Origin of the sequence: Xanthomonas sp. DAR 35659, assembly GCF_041242975.1 — a bacterium.
Taxonomy (GTDB): domain Bacteria; phylum Pseudomonadota; class Gammaproteobacteria; order Xanthomonadales; family Xanthomonadaceae; genus Xanthomonas_A; species Xanthomonas_A medicagonis.
This window is the reverse complement of sequence record NZ_CP162488.1, coordinates 1,200,863-1,218,425: the sequence shown is the minus strand read 5'-3', so window position 1 is coordinate 1,218,425 and position 17,563 is coordinate 1,200,863. Positions and strand designations below refer to the sequence as shown.

Annotated in this window: 17 protein-coding genes and 1 other RNA gene; 12 read left to right on the top strand and 6 right to left on the bottom strand. The window is 69.4% G+C overall.

Translation table 11 applies throughout. The features are described 5' to 3' along the window. Window positions 1-202: 202 nt before the first annotated feature. Together AB3X07_RS05195 and AB3X07_RS05190 are read right to left on the bottom strand one after the other, a co-directional pair. Window positions 203-1,528, bottom strand: a complete 1,326-nt coding sequence (locus tag AB3X07_RS05195; protein WP_369943363.1) for an aminopeptidase P N-terminal domain-containing protein — start codon at window positions 1,526-1,528, stop codon at window positions 203-205. Beyond that, entirely contained in the window at window positions 1,528-2,073 is a 546-nt protein-coding gene (locus tag AB3X07_RS05190) for a YecA family protein (protein ID WP_369943361.1), read from the bottom strand. Before AB3X07_RS05190 ends, AB3X07_RS05195 begins: the two co-directional genes overlap by 1 nt. A 156-nt stretch (window positions 2,074-2,229) precedes the next feature. Here AB3X07_RS05190 and AB3X07_RS05185 point away from each other — a divergent pair, with 156 nt between their 5' ends. The 10 genes from AB3X07_RS05185 (at window position 2,230) to AB3X07_RS05140 (ending at window position 9,701) form a co-directional block, all read left to right on the top strand. Beyond that, a complete protein-coding gene (locus AB3X07_RS05185; protein ID WP_369943359.1) occupies window positions 2,230-4,449 on the top strand; it encodes a putative bifunctional diguanylate cyclase/phosphodiesterase in 2,220 nt (739 codons plus the stop codon). A gap of 67 nt (window positions 4,450-4,516) precedes the next feature. Next, window positions 4,517-4,738 (top strand): TIGR02449 family protein, encoded by a 222-nt coding sequence (locus AB3X07_RS05180; protein WP_369943357.1) that lies wholly within the window; start codon window positions 4,517-4,519, stop codon window positions 4,736-4,738. Further along, a complete protein-coding gene (locus AB3X07_RS05175) occupies window positions 4,735-5,028 on the top strand; it encodes a cell division protein ZapA (RefSeq protein WP_369943355.1) in 294 nt (97 codons plus the stop codon). Before AB3X07_RS05180 ends, AB3X07_RS05175 begins: the two co-directional genes overlap by 4 nt. A gap of 98 nt (window positions 5,029-5,126) precedes the next feature. Beyond that, a non-coding RNA gene (gene ssrS, locus AB3X07_RS05170) (6S RNA) lies at window positions 5,127-5,311 on the top strand. Window positions 5,312-5,457: 146 nt separating this feature from the next. Further along, entirely contained in the window at window positions 5,458-6,237 is a 780-nt protein-coding gene (locus AB3X07_RS05165) for an acyl-CoA thioesterase (RefSeq protein ID WP_369943353.1), read from the top strand. 81 nt (window positions 6,238-6,318) lie between these two features. After that, entirely contained in the window at window positions 6,319-6,912 is a 594-nt protein-coding gene (locus AB3X07_RS05160) for a 5-formyltetrahydrofolate cyclo-ligase (protein WP_369943351.1), read from the top strand. Next, window positions 6,909-7,379 carry an EVE domain-containing protein gene (locus tag AB3X07_RS05155; RefSeq protein ID WP_369943349.1) on the top strand — a complete coding sequence of 157 codons (471 nt, stop codon included), beginning with the start codon at window positions 6,909-6,911 and terminating at the stop codon, window positions 7,377-7,379. Before AB3X07_RS05160 ends, AB3X07_RS05155 begins: the two co-directional genes overlap by 4 nt. A gap of 93 nt (window positions 7,380-7,472) precedes the next feature. Continuing rightward, window positions 7,473-8,120 (top strand): ribose-5-phosphate isomerase RpiA, encoded by a 648-nt coding sequence (gene rpiA, locus AB3X07_RS05150; RefSeq protein WP_369943348.1) that lies wholly within the window; start codon window positions 7,473-7,475, stop codon window positions 8,118-8,120. A 177-nt stretch (window positions 8,121-8,297) separates the two neighbouring features. Then, window positions 8,298-8,747: a DUF192 domain-containing protein gene (locus AB3X07_RS05145; RefSeq protein WP_369943346.1), complete on the top strand. Its 450-nt coding sequence runs from the start codon at window positions 8,298-8,300 to the stop codon at window positions 8,745-8,747. Window positions 8,748-8,786: 39 nt separating this feature from the next. Next, entirely contained in the window at window positions 8,787-9,701 is a 915-nt protein-coding gene (locus AB3X07_RS05140; RefSeq protein WP_369944657.1) for a SirB1 family protein, read from the top strand. 444 nt (window positions 9,702-10,145) lie between these two features. On the opposite strand, the gene AB3X07_RS05135 is transcribed toward AB3X07_RS05140, so the two are convergent. The 3 genes from AB3X07_RS05135 to AB3X07_RS05125 form a co-directional block, all read right to left on the bottom strand. Beyond that, a complete protein-coding gene (locus AB3X07_RS05135) occupies window positions 10,146-10,538 on the bottom strand; it encodes a hypothetical protein (RefSeq protein ID WP_369943345.1) in 393 nt (130 codons plus the stop codon). Window positions 10,539-10,613: 75 nt separating this feature from the next. After that, window positions 10,614-11,255, bottom strand: a complete 642-nt coding sequence (locus tag AB3X07_RS05130) for an SMI1/KNR4 family protein (RefSeq protein ID WP_369943343.1) — start codon at window positions 11,253-11,255, stop codon at window positions 10,614-10,616. Window positions 11,256-11,595: 340 nt separating this feature from the next. After that, entirely contained in the window at window positions 11,596-11,787 is a 192-nt protein-coding gene (locus AB3X07_RS05125; protein ID WP_369943342.1) for a rubredoxin, read from the bottom strand. Window positions 11,788-11,859: 72 nt separating this feature from the next. On the opposite strand from AB3X07_RS05125, the gene thiE reads away from it, so the two are divergent. Further along, a complete protein-coding gene (gene thiE, locus AB3X07_RS05120) occupies window positions 11,860-12,483 on the top strand; it encodes a thiamine phosphate synthase (protein WP_369943340.1) in 624 nt (207 codons plus the stop codon). Between the two features lie 139 nt (window positions 12,484-12,622). Here the strand turns inward: thiE and AB3X07_RS05115 are convergent, their stop codons facing one another. Then, window positions 12,623-15,784, bottom strand: coding sequence for a TonB-dependent receptor (locus AB3X07_RS05115; RefSeq protein ID WP_369943338.1), 3,162 nt, complete (start codon window positions 15,782-15,784; stop codon window positions 12,623-12,625). A 335-nt stretch (window positions 15,785-16,119) separates the two neighbouring features. Here AB3X07_RS05115 and hemL point away from each other — a divergent pair, with 335 nt between their 5' ends. Next, complete coding sequence (hemL, locus tag AB3X07_RS05110; RefSeq protein WP_369943336.1) at window positions 16,120-17,412, top strand: glutamate-1-semialdehyde 2,1-aminomutase; 1,293 nt, start codon at window positions 16,120-16,122, stop codon at window positions 17,410-17,412. The last annotated feature ends 151 nt before the right edge of the window (window positions 17,413-17,563 follow it).

Sequence of the window (17,563 nt, the reverse complement as noted above, 5' to 3'; positions counted from 1 at the left end):
AGCGCCATGCTGGGAACGCTGCCCGCAACGCCTATCGGCGCTGGCGCAGGCGCAGGCGCCGCATCTTGCGCCTGCGGCGCCGCGCCCGCGCTGGGTGAAAGCCACACCGCTGCCGCGAGCAGCCCCGACACAATGATCTTCAAGATGATTCCCCCTGATACCCGCACACTATGTGCAAGGCACGGCGGGCGGGCAAGCGCGGTCAGCGCGCGGCCATCTCCGCCTCGATCTGCTCGGCGCTGCGCGCCAGCGCGTCGGTGAGCACCCGGTGGCCGTCGTCGGTGATCAGCACGTCGTCCTCGGTGCGGATGCCGATGCCGCGCCACTTCGCCTCGACCTGCTTGTCGTCCGGCGCCACGTACAGCCCCGGCTCGATGGTGAATACCATGCCCGGCTCCAGCAGGCGCGAGGCACCGGCCAACTTATAGTCGCCGACGTCGTGCACGTCCAGGCCCAGCCAGTGCCCGGTCTTGTGCCGGTAGAAGCGCCGGTAGTGGCCGTCGGCGACGTTCTGTTGCAGCGAGCCCTTGAGCAACCCCAGGCGCAGCAGGCCTTCGGTCAGGGTCTGCACCGCAGCCAGGTGGCCGGCCTCGTAGGCCACGCCCGGCCGCGCCTGCGCCAGCGCCGCCGCGTGCGCGGCGCCGACCAGGTCGTGCAGGGCGCGCTGTTCGGCGCTGAAGCGCCCATTCACCGGGAAGGTGCGGGTGATGTCGGCGGCATAGCCGCGGTACTCGGCGCCGGCATCGACCAGCACCAGCTCGCCCTCGCGCAGGCGCGCGGCATTGGCGCGATAGTGCAGCACGCAGGCATTGGCGCCGGCGCCGACGATGCTGCCGTAGGCCGGCCAGGCGTCGCCGGCGCGGAACTCGCGCTCGATCTCGGCCTGTAACTGGTACTCGTGCAGGCCCGCGCGCGCCAGCCGCATCGCCGCGCGGTGCCCGGCCACGCTGAGATCGGCCGCCACCTGCATCAGCGCGACCTCGTCGCGCGACTTGAACAGGCGTTGCTCGTGCAACAGGTGGCCCAGCTCCAGGAACTCGTGCGGCGGCTGCGCGCCATGCCGCACCTGCTCGCGCACGCGCTTGACCCAGCCGATCAGCTTCAGATCGAAATCGACGTCGCGACCGAAGTGGTAGTACACCCGCGAACGGCCTTCCAGCAGGCCGGGCAGGATCTCGTCGAGATCCTCGATCGGATACGCATCGTCCATGCCGTAGCGTTCGACCGCGCCCTCCTGGCCGGCGCGCGGGCCGTCCCAGGCCTCGCGTTCGGGATCGCGCTCGCGGCAGAACAGCAGCGCCTCGCCGTGCTTGCGGCCCGGCACCAGCACCAGCACCGCCTCCGGCTCGGGGAAACCGCTCAGGTACCAGAAGTCCGAATCCTGCCGGTACGGGTAATGGGTGTCGTGGCTGCGCACCCGCTCCGGCGCGCTGGGCAGCACCAGGATGGCGTGCTCACCGGCCATGTCCATCAAGCGCCTGCGCCGGCGCGCGTACTCGGCGGTGCCGATCCCGGTCAGCCGTTTCATCAGTTCAGGCGTTGCCGGTGGCGCGGGCCGAGCACGCAATCGCTGTGCAGCAGCAGCACCGCCACACGCACGAATTCCTCGATCTCGGCCAGCGCATCCTCGTCCTCGTCGGCGCTGTCGAAATCCTCGGCGCTGGCCTGCGCCAGCCGCGCCAGGTCCTGCAGCGCCTCGGCGCCCTCCTCGGACAACGGCGGCGTGGCGCCGGCGGCCAGGCCGAAGCCGCCGAGGAAGCCGCGGCACCACTCGAACAGGCCATCGGCCCGCTCGGACAGCGCCGCGCCGGCATCGGCCAGCACCAGGTCGAAGGCGAAATCGCGGTCCTCCAGCTGCGCGGCGGTGGCCTCGCGCAGGCGGTCCAGCGCATCGCCCTGACGCGGCGCGGCGATGCCGGCGTCGGCCAGCACCGCCGACGGCCAGGCCGCCAGGGCGGCACCGCCGCCGGCCAGCCAGCCGCACAGGGCGCCGTGGAGTTCGGCCGCCGACGCGGCCAGGCCCAGTTGCTGGCTGGCGCGGTTGATGTCGTCGGCGGTGGGAAGTTCGGTCATGGACGCAAGGCCTGTTGGGCGCCGGCCGCCGGTCGGGGGCGCGGCGCTGGAGCGGGACTGCGCAGTGTAGCAATCCGCATGCGTCACGCTGCTTGTGGAGGCTTCCGACCGGCGCCTACACTCCACCACCCTTTCTCGTTCGAAGCCCCGTCCATCATGTCGATCGAGCACGTCGCTGCGGCCATCACGCGGTATGCCGGCAGCGACTGGCGGTGGGGCTGGGCGGCGGCCGCCGCGGTCCTGGCCGTGGCCGCGCTGGTGATCGCGCTGCAGGCGCGGCAGTGGCGGCGGCGCATGCGCCAGCAGGTGCAGCGCCAGCAGCAACTGCAGCAGCGCGACCATCACCTGAAACTGGCGTTGTGGGCGTCCGGCGAGCACTTCTGGGACTACGACCTGCAGCAGCGCACGCTGCGCCGGATGCGCGTGGACGACGCCGCGCCGCACGCGCGGGAGATCGCGATGGTGACCCGCGAGCACGAGCCGCTGCGCATCCACCCCGACGACGTGCCGCGGGCCGAGCGCACGCTGCGCGAGCACCTGCAGGGGCTGACGCCGGTCTACACGGACGAGTATCGCGTGGACCTGGTCGGCGACGGCGTGTGGCTGTGGGCGCGGGTCCGCGGGCGCGTGGTCGAGTACGGCGCCGACGGCAGGCCGCGCCGGCTCGCCGGCAGCGCGCGCGACATCAGCTCGCACCGCCAGGCCGACCTGGAGCGGCGCATCGCCGGCGAAGTGCTGCGCAGCATGAGCGAGGCGGTCGCGGTGCTGGACGAGGAGGGCCGCTTCATTTCGGTCAATCCGGCCTTCACCCGCATCACCGGCTACAGCGAGCGCGAAGTGCTGGGCCAGCCGATGACGCTGCTCGACCACGCGCCGGACGCCTCCGCCCCGTCCGCGTTCGAGCACGGCCGGCACTGGCGCGGCGAAGCCTGGAAGCGGCGCAAGGACGGCCAGGAGATCCTGTGCCTGGTGCGCCGCAATACCCTGGTCGACGCCGACGGCCGCCACAGCTTCTACGTGGTGGTGCTGGAAGACATCACCGACCAGAAACGCGCCGAGCAGGAACTGCGCTACCTGGCCAACTACGACACGCTGACCAGCCTGCCCAACCGCGCGCTGCTGTCCGAGCGGCTGGCGCGGGCGATCGTGCGGGCGCGGCGCCAGGGCAGTTCGGTGGCGGTGCTGTTCCTGGACCTGGACCGGTTCAAGGACATCAACGATTCGCTCGGCCACGCCACCGGCGACCGCGTGCTGCGCGCGGTCGCCGAACGCCTGCAGCAGGCGGTGGGCCCGCAGCACACGGTCGCGCGCCTGGCCGGCGACGAATTCACCGTCGTCGTGGAGGACGTCGCCGATCAGGTCGAGGCCGAAGCGGTCGCCGCACGCGTGCTGACCGCCTTCGACGCGCCGCTGCGGCTGGACGACCGCCGCGAAGTGGCGATCTCCCCATCCATCGGCATCTCGCTGTTCCCGCAGCACGCGTTGCTGCCCAGCGAACTGCTCAAGCACGCCGACACCGCGATGTACCAGGCCAAGGCCGCCGGCCGCCGCAACATCCAGGTGTATTCGGCGCGGATGGACGAAGCCACCCGCCACCGCGCCACGCTGGCCAGCACCCTGCGCAAGATCCCGCTCGACCAGGAACTCAAGCTGGTCTACCAGCCGCGCTATTCGCTGCATACGCAACGCGTGGTCGGCGTGGAGGCGCTGCTGCGCTGGCACAGCGCCGATTTCGGTCCGGTCTCGCCGAGCCAGTTCATTCCGCTGGCCGAGGAGAGCGGGCTGATCCTGGAGATCGGCGAATGGGTGCTGCGCCAGGCCTGCTCCACCCTGCGCGACTGGCGCGCGCTGGGCCTGACCGACCTGTGCATGTCGGTCAACGTGTCGGCGATCCAGCTCGAGCGCGGCGACCTGCCGGCGCTGATGCAACGGATCCTGGCCGAGACCGGGGTCCCGGCCGGCAACGTCGAGCTGGAGCTGACCGAGAGCGTGGTGATGTCGCAGGTTGGCAAGAACGCGGCCACCCTGCACGCCTGCCGCGCGCTGGGCCTGACGCTGGCGATCGACGACTTCGGCACCGGCTATTCGTCGCTGGCCTACCTGAAGCGCTTGCCGATCAATACCTTGAAGATCGATCAGGAGTTCATCGGCGACCTGACCCGCGATCCGGACGACGAGGCGATCACCAGCACCATCATCGCGATGGGCCACTCGCTGGCGCTGAAGGTGGTCGCCGAGGGCGTGGAACAGCCTGGGCAACTGGCGTTCCTGCGCGAACACGGCTGCGACGAGATCCAGGGCCACCTGGTGGCGCCGGCGCTGGAACCGGAAGCCTTCCTGCAACTGCTGCGGCAGCCGCTGCGGCTACCCGCCTGAGCGGCGGCCATCGCGCCGCCGCGCGGCGTCTTGACCGCCGCTCTGGCGCATGCCTATCGTGAGCGCCATGGACACCCCCGACACCCTCGCCCAGCTGCGCGCCCTCGGCGCCCGCGTGGAAACGCTGGTCGAGCGCTGCCAGCGCCTGGCCGACGAGAACCGCAGCCTGCGCCAGCAGCAGGAACAGCTGATCGGCGAGCGCTCGCAACTGCTCACCAAGAACGAGCAGGCGCGTTCGCGGGTGGAAGCGATGATCGCCCGGCTCAAATCGTTGGAGCAGCACACGTGAGCGAACCGGTCAGCGTCCGCATCCTCGATCGCGAGTACACCGTCGGCGTCGAAGCGGAGGAACGCGACAGCCTGGTCGCCGCCGCGCGCCTGCTCGACGCGAAGATGCGCGAGGTGCGCGGCAGCAACCGCATGGCCGCGGTGGACCGGGTCGCGGTGCTGGCGGCGCTGAACCTGGCGCACGAACTGCAACAGCTGCGCGACGAGCAGACGCGGCGCGATACCGAGATCGCGCGCACACTGGCCGATCTCAATCGTCGCCTCGACGGCGTGGTCGATACGACGCGCTGAGGCGCGCATAGCAATTCGATCATCAACGTGAATTGCGCCGTACCGCGCGACCGACGAACGGACTAGCCAAGCGCGACGACGGCGCTATACTCCACTCGCGTTCTCTGCTGTGAACGACAGCGTGTGCAAACATTCGCCTTGTCCCTTAATGACGACCACGGGGTGGCGACGGAATCGGGTGTGCAGGTCCGCCTCGTAGCGGGAAGCCCGATGGTTCCCCAGCCATCCCACTTGAACCCCGGGTTCAAGGTCGTTTCGCACGCATCGTCACGGCGGAGAATGCAATTGTTCCAGGAAACGGCGCCGCAAGGCGCCGTTTCCTTTTGTGCGTCCGCGATTCCGGCAACCGTGGGCCGCGGCGCAGGCGCCACCCGTTCTCGTGCCGCGTGAAACCCGGGATACTGGCGCCCCCGCCACGGAGATCGCGCATTGTCGACGCTCACCCACCTCATCGACCGCTTCGATCCCGCCGCCGGCTTCGACGTGCCCGCCAGCTGGCGGCAGGGCCGCACCGCCTTCGGCGGCCTGTCCGCCGCGTTGGCGCTGCAGACCGCGCTGCGCACGGCACCGTCGGCGCTGCCGCCGCTGAAGTCGGCGCACATCTGGTTCGTCGGCCCGGCCGACGCCACCCTGCGCTTCGAGGCGCAGGTGCTGCGCCAGGGCAAGTCCGCCACCTCGGTCGCGGTCGATTGCCTGGCCGACGGCCAGGCCGCCTTGCGTGCGGCGCTGCTGTTCGCGCAGCCGCGGCCCAGCCGCATCGCCCACGACTTCATGCCGGCCCGGCCAACGGTGGGCGGGCCCGAGGCCGCCGCGCCGATCGCCGCCACCGAGTTCACCCCGGCGTTCTTCGCCAATTTCGAAATGCGCCTGGCCGGCGGGTCGCTGCCGGTGTCCGCCGCCAGCGACCCGGAGCTGCTGGTGTGGGCGCGCCATCGCGACGCCCGCGGCGTGGACCCCAGCGTGGCCCTGGTCGCGCTCGGCGACTGCCTGCCGCCCGCGGCGATGACCGCCTTCAGCGCGCCGGCGCCGGTCAGCTCGATGACCTGGACCCTGGACTTCCCCCAGCCGGCCAGCGCTGGCGACTGGTTCCTGATGCATTCGGCCAGCCGCCACGCCGAGGACGGCTACTCGTTGCAGGACATGCAGATCTGGGATGAAGCCGGCCGGCTGGTGCTGTCCGGGCGGCAGACGGTGGCGATCTACGCCTGACGCCGCGTCGCGTCGGCAGGCGCCAGTAGCCAGTGCGCGCGCCGGCACCGACAATAGCGGCATCTCCCTATCGCCTGCCCAATGACTGCCGACGACCGCGACTCCCTGCGCCAGCAACTGCGCGCGCGCCGGCGCGCACTCTCCGCGCCAGCGCGTCTGGCCGCCGCCGATGCGCTGGCGCAGCGGCTGCTGGACCTGCCGTTCGCGCCGCAGCACGGCCACGTCGCCGGCTATTGGGCGATGGACGGGGAGATCGCCCTGCATCGCTGGCAACTGAGCCTGCCGGCCGACGTGCAGTACTGCCTGCCGGTGCTCAGCGGCAAGACCCTGCGCTTCGCGCCGTGGCGTCCGGGGCAGCCACTGGTCGCCAACCGCTACGGCATCCCCGAGCCGGAGGTCGCCGCCGAGGCCACGCTGGCGCCGGAGCAGATGGCGCTGGTGGTGGCGCCGCTGGTCGGCTTCGACGCCGGCGGCGGCCGCCTGGGCATGGGAGGCGGCTGGTATGATCGCAGCTTCGCGTTCCGCCAGCGGCAGGCGCCGCCGCCCTGGCTGGTCGGCGCCGCGTTCGACGCGCAGCAGGTCGACGCATTGCCGGTCGCCGCCTGGGACGTGGCGCTGGACGCGGTCTGCACCGACTCCCTCACTCTTCTGACCGCGACCGACACCCCCGCATGACCGCACGCAAGCGCTACTGGCTGATGAAGTCCGAACCGGACGCGTTCTCGATCGACGACCTGCAGCGGGTCGGCACCGAACCCTGGAACGGCGTGCGCAACTACCAGGCGCGCAACTTCATGCGCGACGGCATGAAGGTCGGCGACGGCATCCTGTTCTACCACTCCAACTGCAAGGTGCCGGGCATCGTCGGCACCGCCACGGTGGCCAGCGCGGCGTACCCGGACGCCACCCAGTTCGATCCCGGCTCCGACTACCACGACCCCAAGGCGACGCGCGAACAGCCGCGCTGGTACCTGGTGGACGTGGCCTTCGAGCGCAAGCTCGCGCGCACCATCGCGCTGGACGAGATCAAGCAGCACGCCGAGGCGCTCGGCGAGGGCTTCCCGCTGGTCGCGCGCGGCAACCGCCTGTCGGTGTTCCCGGTCAGCGCCGCGCAGTGGAAGCTGCTGCTGGCGCTCGAATAGCCGGGATTGGGGATTGGGGATTCGCCTCCCGCCCACCCGTCCGCCGCTTGTCACGATTCCCCAATCCCGAATCCCCACTCCCGAGCGTTTCCCATGTCAGAAGCCAAACGCCTTGCCGCCGAGAAAGCCATCGATTACGTCCAGGACGGCATGATCGTCGGCGTCGGCACCGGCTCCACCGTCGCCTTCTTCATCGACGCGCTGGGCCGTATCGGCCACCGCATCAAGGGCGCGGTGTCCAGCTCCGAGCAGAGCACCGCGCGGCTGCGCCAGCACGGCATCGAGGTGCTGGAGCTGAACCACACCGGCAACCTGTCGCTGTACGTGGACGGCGCCGACGAGTGCGACCCGAACAAGTGCCTGATCAAGGGCGGTGGCGCCGCGCTGACCCGCGAGAAGATCATCGCCGAGGCCAGCGAGCGCTTCATCTGCATCGTCGACCCGAGCAAGCAGGTGCAGACCCTGGGCGCGTTCCCGCTGCCGATCGAGGTGATCCCGATGGCGCGCAGCCTGGTCGCGCGCGAGATCCTGGCGCGCACCGGCGGCCAGCCGGTGTGGCGCGACGGCGTGATCACCGACAACGGCAACGTGGTGCTGGACGTGCACCACCTCTCCATCACCGACCCGGTGGCGCTGGAGCGCGAACTGAACCAGATCCCCGGCGTGGTCTGCGTCGGCCTGTTCGCGCGCCGCCCGGCCGACGTGGTCATCGTCGGCGGCGAGCCGCCGCGCGTCCTTTAGCGCGCTGCGCGCGCCAGGATTGGGGAGTCGGGATTGGGGATTCGCAAGAGCAGGAGCCGCTCAGTCCCAGCTCCCCGCTTTTACGAATCCCCAATCCCGACGCCCCAATCCCCGCACTCTTGACTCGCCGCGCACCATGCAACAAGGTGCGCGCTGATCCCCTGCCCCGGCACCGCCATGTCCCTGTTCCGCGCCCTGTTCGTCCTCGTCCTGCTGACCCTCAGCGGCTGCGCCAGCGCCGGCGGTACCTGGGTGGAACTGGCCGGCCACCGCTACCAGGTGGAACTGGCCAAGGACGACGCGACCCGCGCGCGCGGGCTGATGTTCCGCGACCAGATGGACCCCGACCACGGCATGCTGTTCATCCACGACCGCGAGGAACCGCAGGCGTACTGGATGAAGAACACCAAGATCGCGCTGGACATCCTGTACTTCGACAGCAAGCGCAAGCTGGTGACGCAGCAGCGCGACGTGCCGCCGTGCTCGGCCGGCAACGCCTGCCCGCCGTATCCCAGCAATGCGCCGGCGCTGTACGTGCTGGAGCTCAACGCCGGCCAGGCCGCGCAGCTCAAGTTGAAGGACGGCGCCGAACTGACCTTCGGCCCAGGCATTCCAAAGGGTCGCTGAGCCGCCCCGGCGTCGGAAAAATCCGACGCTGCCATCGCGCTGAACCCGACACCGCTGTCGGGAACCCCCGGACTTGATCGCGTCGCACTTTGCGGCCAGTCTTGGCGCATGGTCGAGCGACTGACACTGCCGAACTGGAACACCCTGGCCGCGCTGGACGACGACGCGCTGCCGCTGCTGGCCACGGCCCTGCTGATCGCGCGCGACGAGTATCCGGAACTGGATGCCGACCACTACGACGCGCTGGCGCAGAACCACGCCGAGCACCTGCGCCACGAGGTGGCGACGATCGAACCGTGGCCGCTGAAGATGGCCGCGATCAATCGCCACCTGTTCGAGGAACTCGGTTACACCGGCAACCACGACGAGTACTACGACCCGCGCAACAGCTACATGAACCAGGTGTTCGAGCGGCGCCTGGGCAACCCGATCTCGCTGGCGCTGGTGCAGATGGAAGTGGCGCGGCGGCTGGACATCCCGCTCGACGGCGTGTCCTTCCCTGGGCACTTCCTGGTGCGCCTGCCGGTGGACGACGGCCTGCTGGTGATGGACCCGTTCAACGGCGGCCGCCCGCTGGCGGTGGAAGAGTTACGCGAACGCGCGCGTCCGCACCTGGGCGGCGAGACCCCGGACGATCGCGCCCTGCTGCAGATCCTGGACCCGGCGCCGCACCGCGCGATCCTGACCCGGGTGCTGCGCAACCTGCACGGCGTCTATGCCGAGCGCGACGAATGGGACCGTGCCGCGCGCAGCGCCGACCGCGTGCTCAAGCTGATGCCGGACCAGCCCGAAGCCCTGCGCGACCGCGGCATGGCCTATCTGCAGATGGACTACGTGCCCGGCGCGCGCCGCGACCTGGGCCGCTACCTGCAACTCAATCCGGAAGCCAGCGATGTGCTGCCGATCCGCGAACGCCTGGTGGAGCTGAGTGCGCGCGGGCAGCGGATGCATTGAGGCTGGGAGTGGGGAATCGGGGGCAGCGGCGTGCTCGTTCTGCTCGCGTGATGCACCGATATCGCTGGGCTCTCGTCCTGAACAAGCGCGTTGGTGCGCAGGTAACGCGCCGCGCTGCCCGCGCTCATGCCTAGCCGATCACCCGGGTCTGCACGCCGTCCAGCCGCTCCATTCGCTTGGGGAAGTCAGTGTGGGAGCGACTTCAGTCGCGACGAGCTCCACCGGTAACGCCTATCGCGACTGGAGGGAACCTCCAATAGCCTCTCGATTCCGAGAATCGCGCGCTGCGTGCATCAATCACCTGCAACTGTTTGGGTAGCGTTTTGGAGGTACTAGAGATAACCCGAAGCCGCCCTCAAAAAAGTGGCATCGCCTGGACAGAGGCAAGAAGGCGTTTGGCGACCGCCCCCGCCCATCATCGCTGGCAGCGATGCGATCCGCCGCTCAGATGGATGCACCCTCGCCCTGACCCACGAAATACACCTGCACGTCGCCTCTGTCGGGAGACGGCAGGGCGCAGTATTCCGCTGGAGAAAAGCAGCCTTCTTCCACGAACGCCGCCAGTTTGAAGATCGCATAGTCCAGGGCATCGTCGGCCAGACGCAGCCTCACGCCGCGCTTCAGGACGATGCATTCCTCGGCCTCGTCGCGCACGCGCTCCACTTCGATCGACGAGGCACTGCCCTCGCCATGGCGCACCCGCATCGCCTCGATCGAGCCGCTGCTTCCGTTCGCCCGGGCATCGCGCAACATCGCCAGGAAACTTCCCGCCGCCGAGGCGTCGAATGCGAACGACACCTCCTTCCTGCTGCGCGGCCCCACCCACCATTCGATCACGGCATCCTCCCTGGTCCATGGACAAGCTGTCGCATAGCGCAGCACGACGGCACCAACGCGGTGCCGCACACGCGGCTATGGCATTCCATTCGAAGCCGCCACCTGTTTTCTCGCGATCTCCATCCGCTTCATCGACACTGGCGTCGGTTCGACGCCAGGCCGGCGCATCCACGCCAGGTAGCCGCCGTAATCCTTCGCCTGCCAGCAAGCCTCTGCCTTCAACAGGACATTTTTCGCCTGTAACGCACGCATCTGCTCGGTCAACGGCCCGGATGCGTTCGCGTTGTACTCGGCATCGCTGAACGCGCCGCATCGCGCCTTCTCCAAGGCGTCGCTCAGCGTTGGCGCAATGGCGAACACGCTGGCAGGGTCCAGGTCGCCCAGCGGCACCACGCTGAACACCGGCGACGCCGCACCGGCGGTGTAATCGAGCGCGTAGCACTCGCCGCCACCATTGGAACCGATGCCCACGAAGCGCGCGGACAGGGACTTGGCGATGCCGGCCGAGACGTTCCGCGCACGGATGTCCTCCACCGGCCAGAAGGAAAAGTACGCGGTCCCGACCCTGCCCTCGCCGCCGTTGGACCAGCGCAGGAAGGCCCGGTAGTCGGGCGGAAACGCCAGCGCCAGCGTGCGCTCCAGCTGCGCGATCGCCGCTTCGTGCGCGGGAGGACGCCGATGCCAGACACCGGACACACAATCGATCGCCTTGGTCACCGCCTGGCCCTCTGCATCGTCGATCCCATCCTGGCCCCATTCTGCGCAGGAGCGATTCGCAACGCGATGAAGCACGGCGCTTCACCGCCTCGACAAGTCAGCCTCTGCGGGCTTCCATCTCGAAATCGCCGCCGGCGACGAACGGACTCGGCGCAGGCGAACGCAGCGCGAGGGTCCCGCCCGGCATCCCGTCGTCGCTGGCTAACGATCGCGGTGGCCGCGCTCCAGCCACAGCGACTCGCGCGCATGGTCACAACACAGCATTTACTGCCTTTGCTCGCCATCAGACGGCGGAGGACAGCGCGCGTCCTCGATCGGCGGCACGGCGTCGCCGCTTGCCTCACTCCATCTCGACCATCTCGAAATCGTCCTTGGTCACGCCGCAATCCGGGCAGGTCCAGGTCTCGGGCACATCTTCCCAGCGCGTGCCCGGGGCGATGCCTTCTTCCGGCAGGCCGTCGGCCTCGTTGTAGATGAACCCGCAGACGACGCACATCCAGGTGCGATAGGTGGTGGCGGTGGCGTCGCTCATTGGATAATCGCAGGTCACAGTCGGGCGGACCGGCATTGTCCCATCGCCGCCCACGCACCGGAAGGCTCCTCCATGAACGCATCCCCGGCGCCGCGCGGCGTGTACCTGATCACCCCCGACGAAGCCGATGGCGCGCGCCTGCTGGCGCGCGTGGCGCCGCTGCTGGATCAGGGTGTGACCTGGCTGCAGTACCGCAACAAGCTCGCCGACCCGGCGCAACGGCATGCGCAAGCCACGGCGCTGCAGGCGCTGTGCGTGCAGGCCGGGGTGCCGCTGATCGTCAACGACGACGTGGCGCTGGCGCAGGCGGTCGGCGCCGCCGGCGTGCACTTGGGCGAGGACGATGGCGACCTGGCCGCCGCCCGCGCCGCGCTCGGCCCGAACGCGCTGATCGGCGCCTCGTGCTACGACGACCTCGCGCTGGCCCGCGCCGCCGCCGCGGCCGGCGCCAGCTACGTCGCCTTCGGCGCATTCTTCCCCACGCGCAGCAAGGTCACCACGCGCCGCGCCAACCCTGGCCTGCTGCGCGACGCGGCGGTGTTGGGCCTGCCGCGCGTTGCGATCGGCGGCCTCACGCCCGACAACGCCCGCCCCCTGGTCGCCGCCGGTGCCGACCTGCTGGCGGTGATCAGCGGCGTGTTCGATGCGGCCGATCCACGCGCGGCGCTGGCTGCGTACGGCGCCTGCTTCGACTGAGGCCGGGTGACGGCGCGGCGATCGAATCTGCTGCTGGCGGAGTGTCCTTGCTGCGAGGCTTCGTGCACTGAACACCGCGCGTCGCTTTCGCGCCGGACCCTCACCCCAACCCCTCTCCCGAGGGAGAGGGACTAAGCCCTCAGAAATCGTAGCTCAGCGTCACCCGTGCCGAGCGCGGCGGCTGGTAGGCCACCGCCTGGTTCCATAGCGGATTGACTTCGCCCGGGTTCAATTCGGAAAACGGATAGACGTTGGTCACCGTCTGCCGGTTGGTGACGTTGAACACGTCCAGGCTCAGCGCCAATTTGCCTTCGGCGAACGTCGGCTTGTAGGTCACGCCGAGATCGAGCTGCGCCACCCAGCTGAGATTGCCGTGCGATCCCGGCGGCGCCGGCTCGCCGGTGCCGGTGGCCGGGTTGTAGCAGAAATGGTACGTGCCGCCGGTGATGCTGGGATTGGCATAGCCGGCCGGGTCGCGATCGCCGGCGCCGTAGTTGCTGCCGTAGTAATAGCCCAGGCATGGGCGTGGCGCGCCGGAAATCAGGCTCAGATTGCCGGAAGCCCCCCATTCCTCGTTCAACTGGTAGAAACCGTACGCCTTGAGCTGGTGGCGGCGGTCGTTGGACTGGTTGCCGTTGAAGTGCTCCATCAGCGCAGCGTGGTCCCAGCTCTGCGTGGTCGAGGTCGCCGCCTGGCCCCGGTAGCTGCCCAGCGCGCCGCCGGTGCGCCACAGGTCCGACCGCAGCTGGCCTTCCGTGGTGCCGTAGCTGTGCGACCACACGTAGCTCATCTTGGTGTACCAGCGACCGTCGAACGGGCGTTCCAGGTTGAATTCCAGCGCCGAATAGCGGCGTTTGAATGCGGGGTAGCCGCCCTGCTCGCGGGTCACGGTCAGGGCATGCACCTGGCCGTCGGTGCCGATCACCCGGTACGTGTTGGTCTTGCCCGGATTGACCAGCGCCGCGCTGGCGTTCTTGGTCCAGTCGATGTCCACGCCCGCCGCCGCCGCCGCGGCCACCAGGCCAGCGTTGGAGTTGTCGAGGTTGGTGTCGTCGATGCCGTCGTTGAGCCGGCGATGGGTGCCGCGCACGCCGAACACCCAGTCGTTCGGCAACACGGTGGTGAAGCCGAGGATCAACTCGTCCTGGTTCTCGCCCTTGATGTCCTCGGCCACCGCGGTACGCACGTCGGCGAGGCGGCCGAAGCGTGAGTTGGCCGACACCGGCGGCGCCAGTTGCGTGGCCAGGATCGGCGTGCCGTCGGCGTTGATGCCGCTGTACGTGTAGTACGTGCTGGTCGATACCGCGGGCGTGAACAGGCCGGCCGGCGACAGCGGCAGGCCGAGGTAGTAGCGGCCGATGTTGCCGTACACCTTCAGGCTGGAATCGCCGTGGACGTCCCAGCTGAAACCCAGCCGCGGCGCCCACTGGTTCTTCAGCTCGATGTAGGCCTGGCCGAACGGGGTGTAGTTGGTGAAGCTGTCGTTGCGCACGCCGAGCGAGAGCAGCAGTTTCTCGGTGGCTTGCCAATGGTCTTCGACGTAATACGCGGTCTGCTTGGCGTCGTAGGAATACAGATTGGTGTCGATGTCCTGGGTGACGTAGTAGCCGGTGCTGCCGTAGGTGGGATCGGCCAGCCCGGGGCTGGGTACGCCGACGCTGCCGTCCTCGGCCACCGAGCGGCTGACCTGGCCGCCGCTGTTCAGGCCGTACGGGTCCGGGGTATAGCCGTAGGTCCAGGCATAGCCGGGGCCGGACTTGTACGAGCCGATCTTGATCGCCTCGCTCTTCTGGTTGTCGATGCCGACATCGATGCTGTGGTCGCCGAGGCGCCAGTTGAGATTCAGGCGCAGGTTGTCCTTCTTGTATTCGCGGTCCGGATCGGTGATCGAGACCACCGTCTGCGCGTTGCCGATCGTGGTGCCGCCGGTATAGGCCGGATTCTGGTTGGCGATGCTGTTGAGGAACGGGCCGTTGCCGGCGTCGTAGCCGATCGCGGTGAGTCTGTCGGGCAGGCGCTCCTTGCCGTAAAGCGCGGTCAAGGTGAGGTTGTCGCCGAAATAGCCGGTGTACTTGCCCAGGAACAGGGTCGGGCCGAACTCGTTCTTGCCTTCGCGGCCCCGGTAGCTGCCGACCTCGCGATTGACGTAGTCGTAGCCGTAGATATTGCCGTTGGTGCGCGCCTTGTCCTGCGCGCCGGTGACTTCGAGCAGGTGGTTGTCGCTGATCTGCCAGTCGATCTTGGCGTAGGCGCGGGTCTGCTTGTAGTCGTAGCGGGTCCACGGCGAGCCGGAAATGCCGCCGGAGGTGACACGCGCGTCGGCGACGCGCGTCCCGCTGGAATCGACCTGCTCCAACGCCAGGAAGAAGAACAGCCGGTCCTGCACCAGCGGGCCGCCGAGATAGGCGCTGTAGGTGGTCTGGTCGGCCGTGGTCTCACTCAACGGCATGTAGTTGCCGGCGGTGTACTTGGCGTTGTTCGGATCCCAGTACACGCTGTCCTTGCGGAAATACAGGTCGCTCTGCCGGGCGCTGAGGCTGTCCGGCTGCCAGATCACCGCCGCGCCGAAGTGCCAGTCGTTACTGCCGCGCTTGCCGACCTGGCTGATCACGCCGCCGTTGGAACGGCCGTATTGCGCGCCATAGCCGCCGGTGAAGATTTCCTGCTGGTCGATCGCGCCATACGGCAGGGTCAGCCCGCCCAGGCTGCTGGCCGGGTCGGTGGTGTTGAAGCCGTTGAGGTAGTAGGCGTTCTCGCTCGCCGCAGAGCCGCCGAAGCTGGCCAGCGAACCGCCGAGCGGGCCGTTGTCGTAGCCGCCGCTGTTGGCGACCACGCCCGGCGCCAGCAAGGCGATGGCCTCGGCGCTGCGTCCCAGCGGCAGCACCGCCAATTGCTCGGCGGTGATCACGGTGCGGCTGTCGACGCTGGCCACGTCGATCCTGGCCACGTTGCCGGCCACCACGTTGACCGCATCCAGCGTCTGCGCCGGGCCGCCGAAGGCGACCTCGGTGCCGGCGCCGACCACCAGGCTGACATTGTCGCGCGTCTCCACCACCTGGCCGTCGCGCTTGAGCGTGACCGTGTAGGTGCCCAGCGGCAGATTGCCCTGCGCGTAGCGGCCGCGTTCGTCCACCTTGACCTCGCGGCTGAAGCCGCTGGTGTTGGTGATCAGCACGCTGCTCTCGCCGGTACCGGGCGGCACGCTGCCGACGATGCTGCCGGTGGTGGACTGCGCATGGCCAGTGCCGGCGGCAAGCGCCAACGCGAGCGCCAAGGCGCTCCTGCGGATCGTACGGTGCATGCTCTCTCCCCGAAAATAGAATCGTTGGCCACCCAACGAAAAAATGCGGGCGCGGCGCCAATGGCCGATGGCGCGCCCCGCGCCCCCTGTGGCACCTCCGTCCATCGCACGGCCCGCTCGCCCGTCGGCGAGCGGGCCGTGCGCCCCTGGACGTTCCGATACTAGGCAGCGGATCACAGGGCGGAGCCGGCCGCGGCGGGTAGGTGCCTGGCGAGCGGGTAGGTCCGCAACCGAAGCGCGGCGCCATGGCACGCGCAGGCGCCAGCCGCGACAATAGGCGGCATCGCTCCGCGCCCGGCCCACCGGCCCGGCCAGCTCGCCAAGGATTCCCGCCCATGCACCATGCCCGCTCGCACGCCCTCTTCGCCCAGGCGCAATCGCTGATCCCCGGCGGCGTCAACTCGCCGGTCCGCGCCTTCAAATCGGTGGGCGGCGAGCCGTTCTTCGTGCAGCGCGCCGACGGCCCCTACCTGTACGACGTGGACGGCAACCGCTACATCGACTACGTCGGCTCGTGGGGTCCGATGATCGCCGGGCACAACCACCCGGCGGTGCGCGAGGCGGTGCAGCGCGCGATCGGCGACGGCCTGTCGTTCGGCGCGCCGTGCCCGGCCGAGGTGACGATGGCCGACACCATCACCCGCCTGGTGCCCTCGTGCGAGATGGTGCGCATGGTCAATTCCGGAACCGAAGCCACCCTGTCGGCGGTGCGCCTGGCGCGCGGCGCCACCGGGCGCAGCCGCATCGTCAAGTTCGAAGGCTGCTACCACGGCCACGGCGACTCGTTCCTGGTCAAGGCCGGCAGCGGCATGCTGACCCTGGGCGTGCCGACCTCGCCGGGCGTGCCAGCGGGCCTGAGCGAACTCACCGCCACGCTCAGCTACAACGACTTCGACGGCGCCACCGCGCTGTTCGACGAGATCGGCAGCGAGATCGCCGCGGTCATCATCGAACCGGTGGTCGGCAACGCCAATTGCATCCCGCCGCGCGACGGCTATCTGCAGCACCTGCGTGCGCTGTGCACGCGGCACGGTGCGCTTCTGATCTTCGACGAGGTGATGACCGGCTTCCGCGTCGCGCTGGGTGGCGCGCAGGCGCACTACGGCGTGGTGCCGGACCTGACCACCTTCGGCAAGATCATCGGCGGCGGCATGCCGGTCGGCGCCTACGGCGGCCGCGCCGAGCTGATGCGGCAAATCGCCCCGTCCGGGCCGATCTACCAGGCCGGCACGCTCAGCGGCAATCCGGTGGCGATGGCCGCCGGCCTGGCGATGCTGGAACTGGTGCAGGCGCCGGGCTTCCACCAGCGCCTGGACGCGGCCACCGCCGCGCTGTGCGCCGGACTGGAGCAGGCCGCGGCCGACGCCGGCGTGGCGGTGACCACCAACCAGGTGGGCGCGATGTTCGGGCTGTTCTTCACCACCGAGAAGGTCGAGACCTACGCCCAGGCCACGGCCTGCGACATCGCCGCGTTCAACCGCTTCTTCCACGCGATGCTGGAGCGCGGCGTGTTCCTGGCGCCGTCGGCCTACGAGGCCGGCTTCCTGTCCAGCGCGCACGACGAAGGCGTGCTGCAGGCCACGCTGGCCGCGGCGCGCGAGGCCTTCGGCGTGGTCGCCGCCGGCTGAACGCAAACCGTGCACCCGGTCGCGACTTTGCTTTTGTCGCGGCCGTGTCATAAGTTCAACGTTCACGGCCAGGACGGCATCAGGGCGGGGGCCCGTGGAATCGGCGACGTAAACGCGTTCTCCGCGATCCGCGCGGCGAACCGGCACGCGT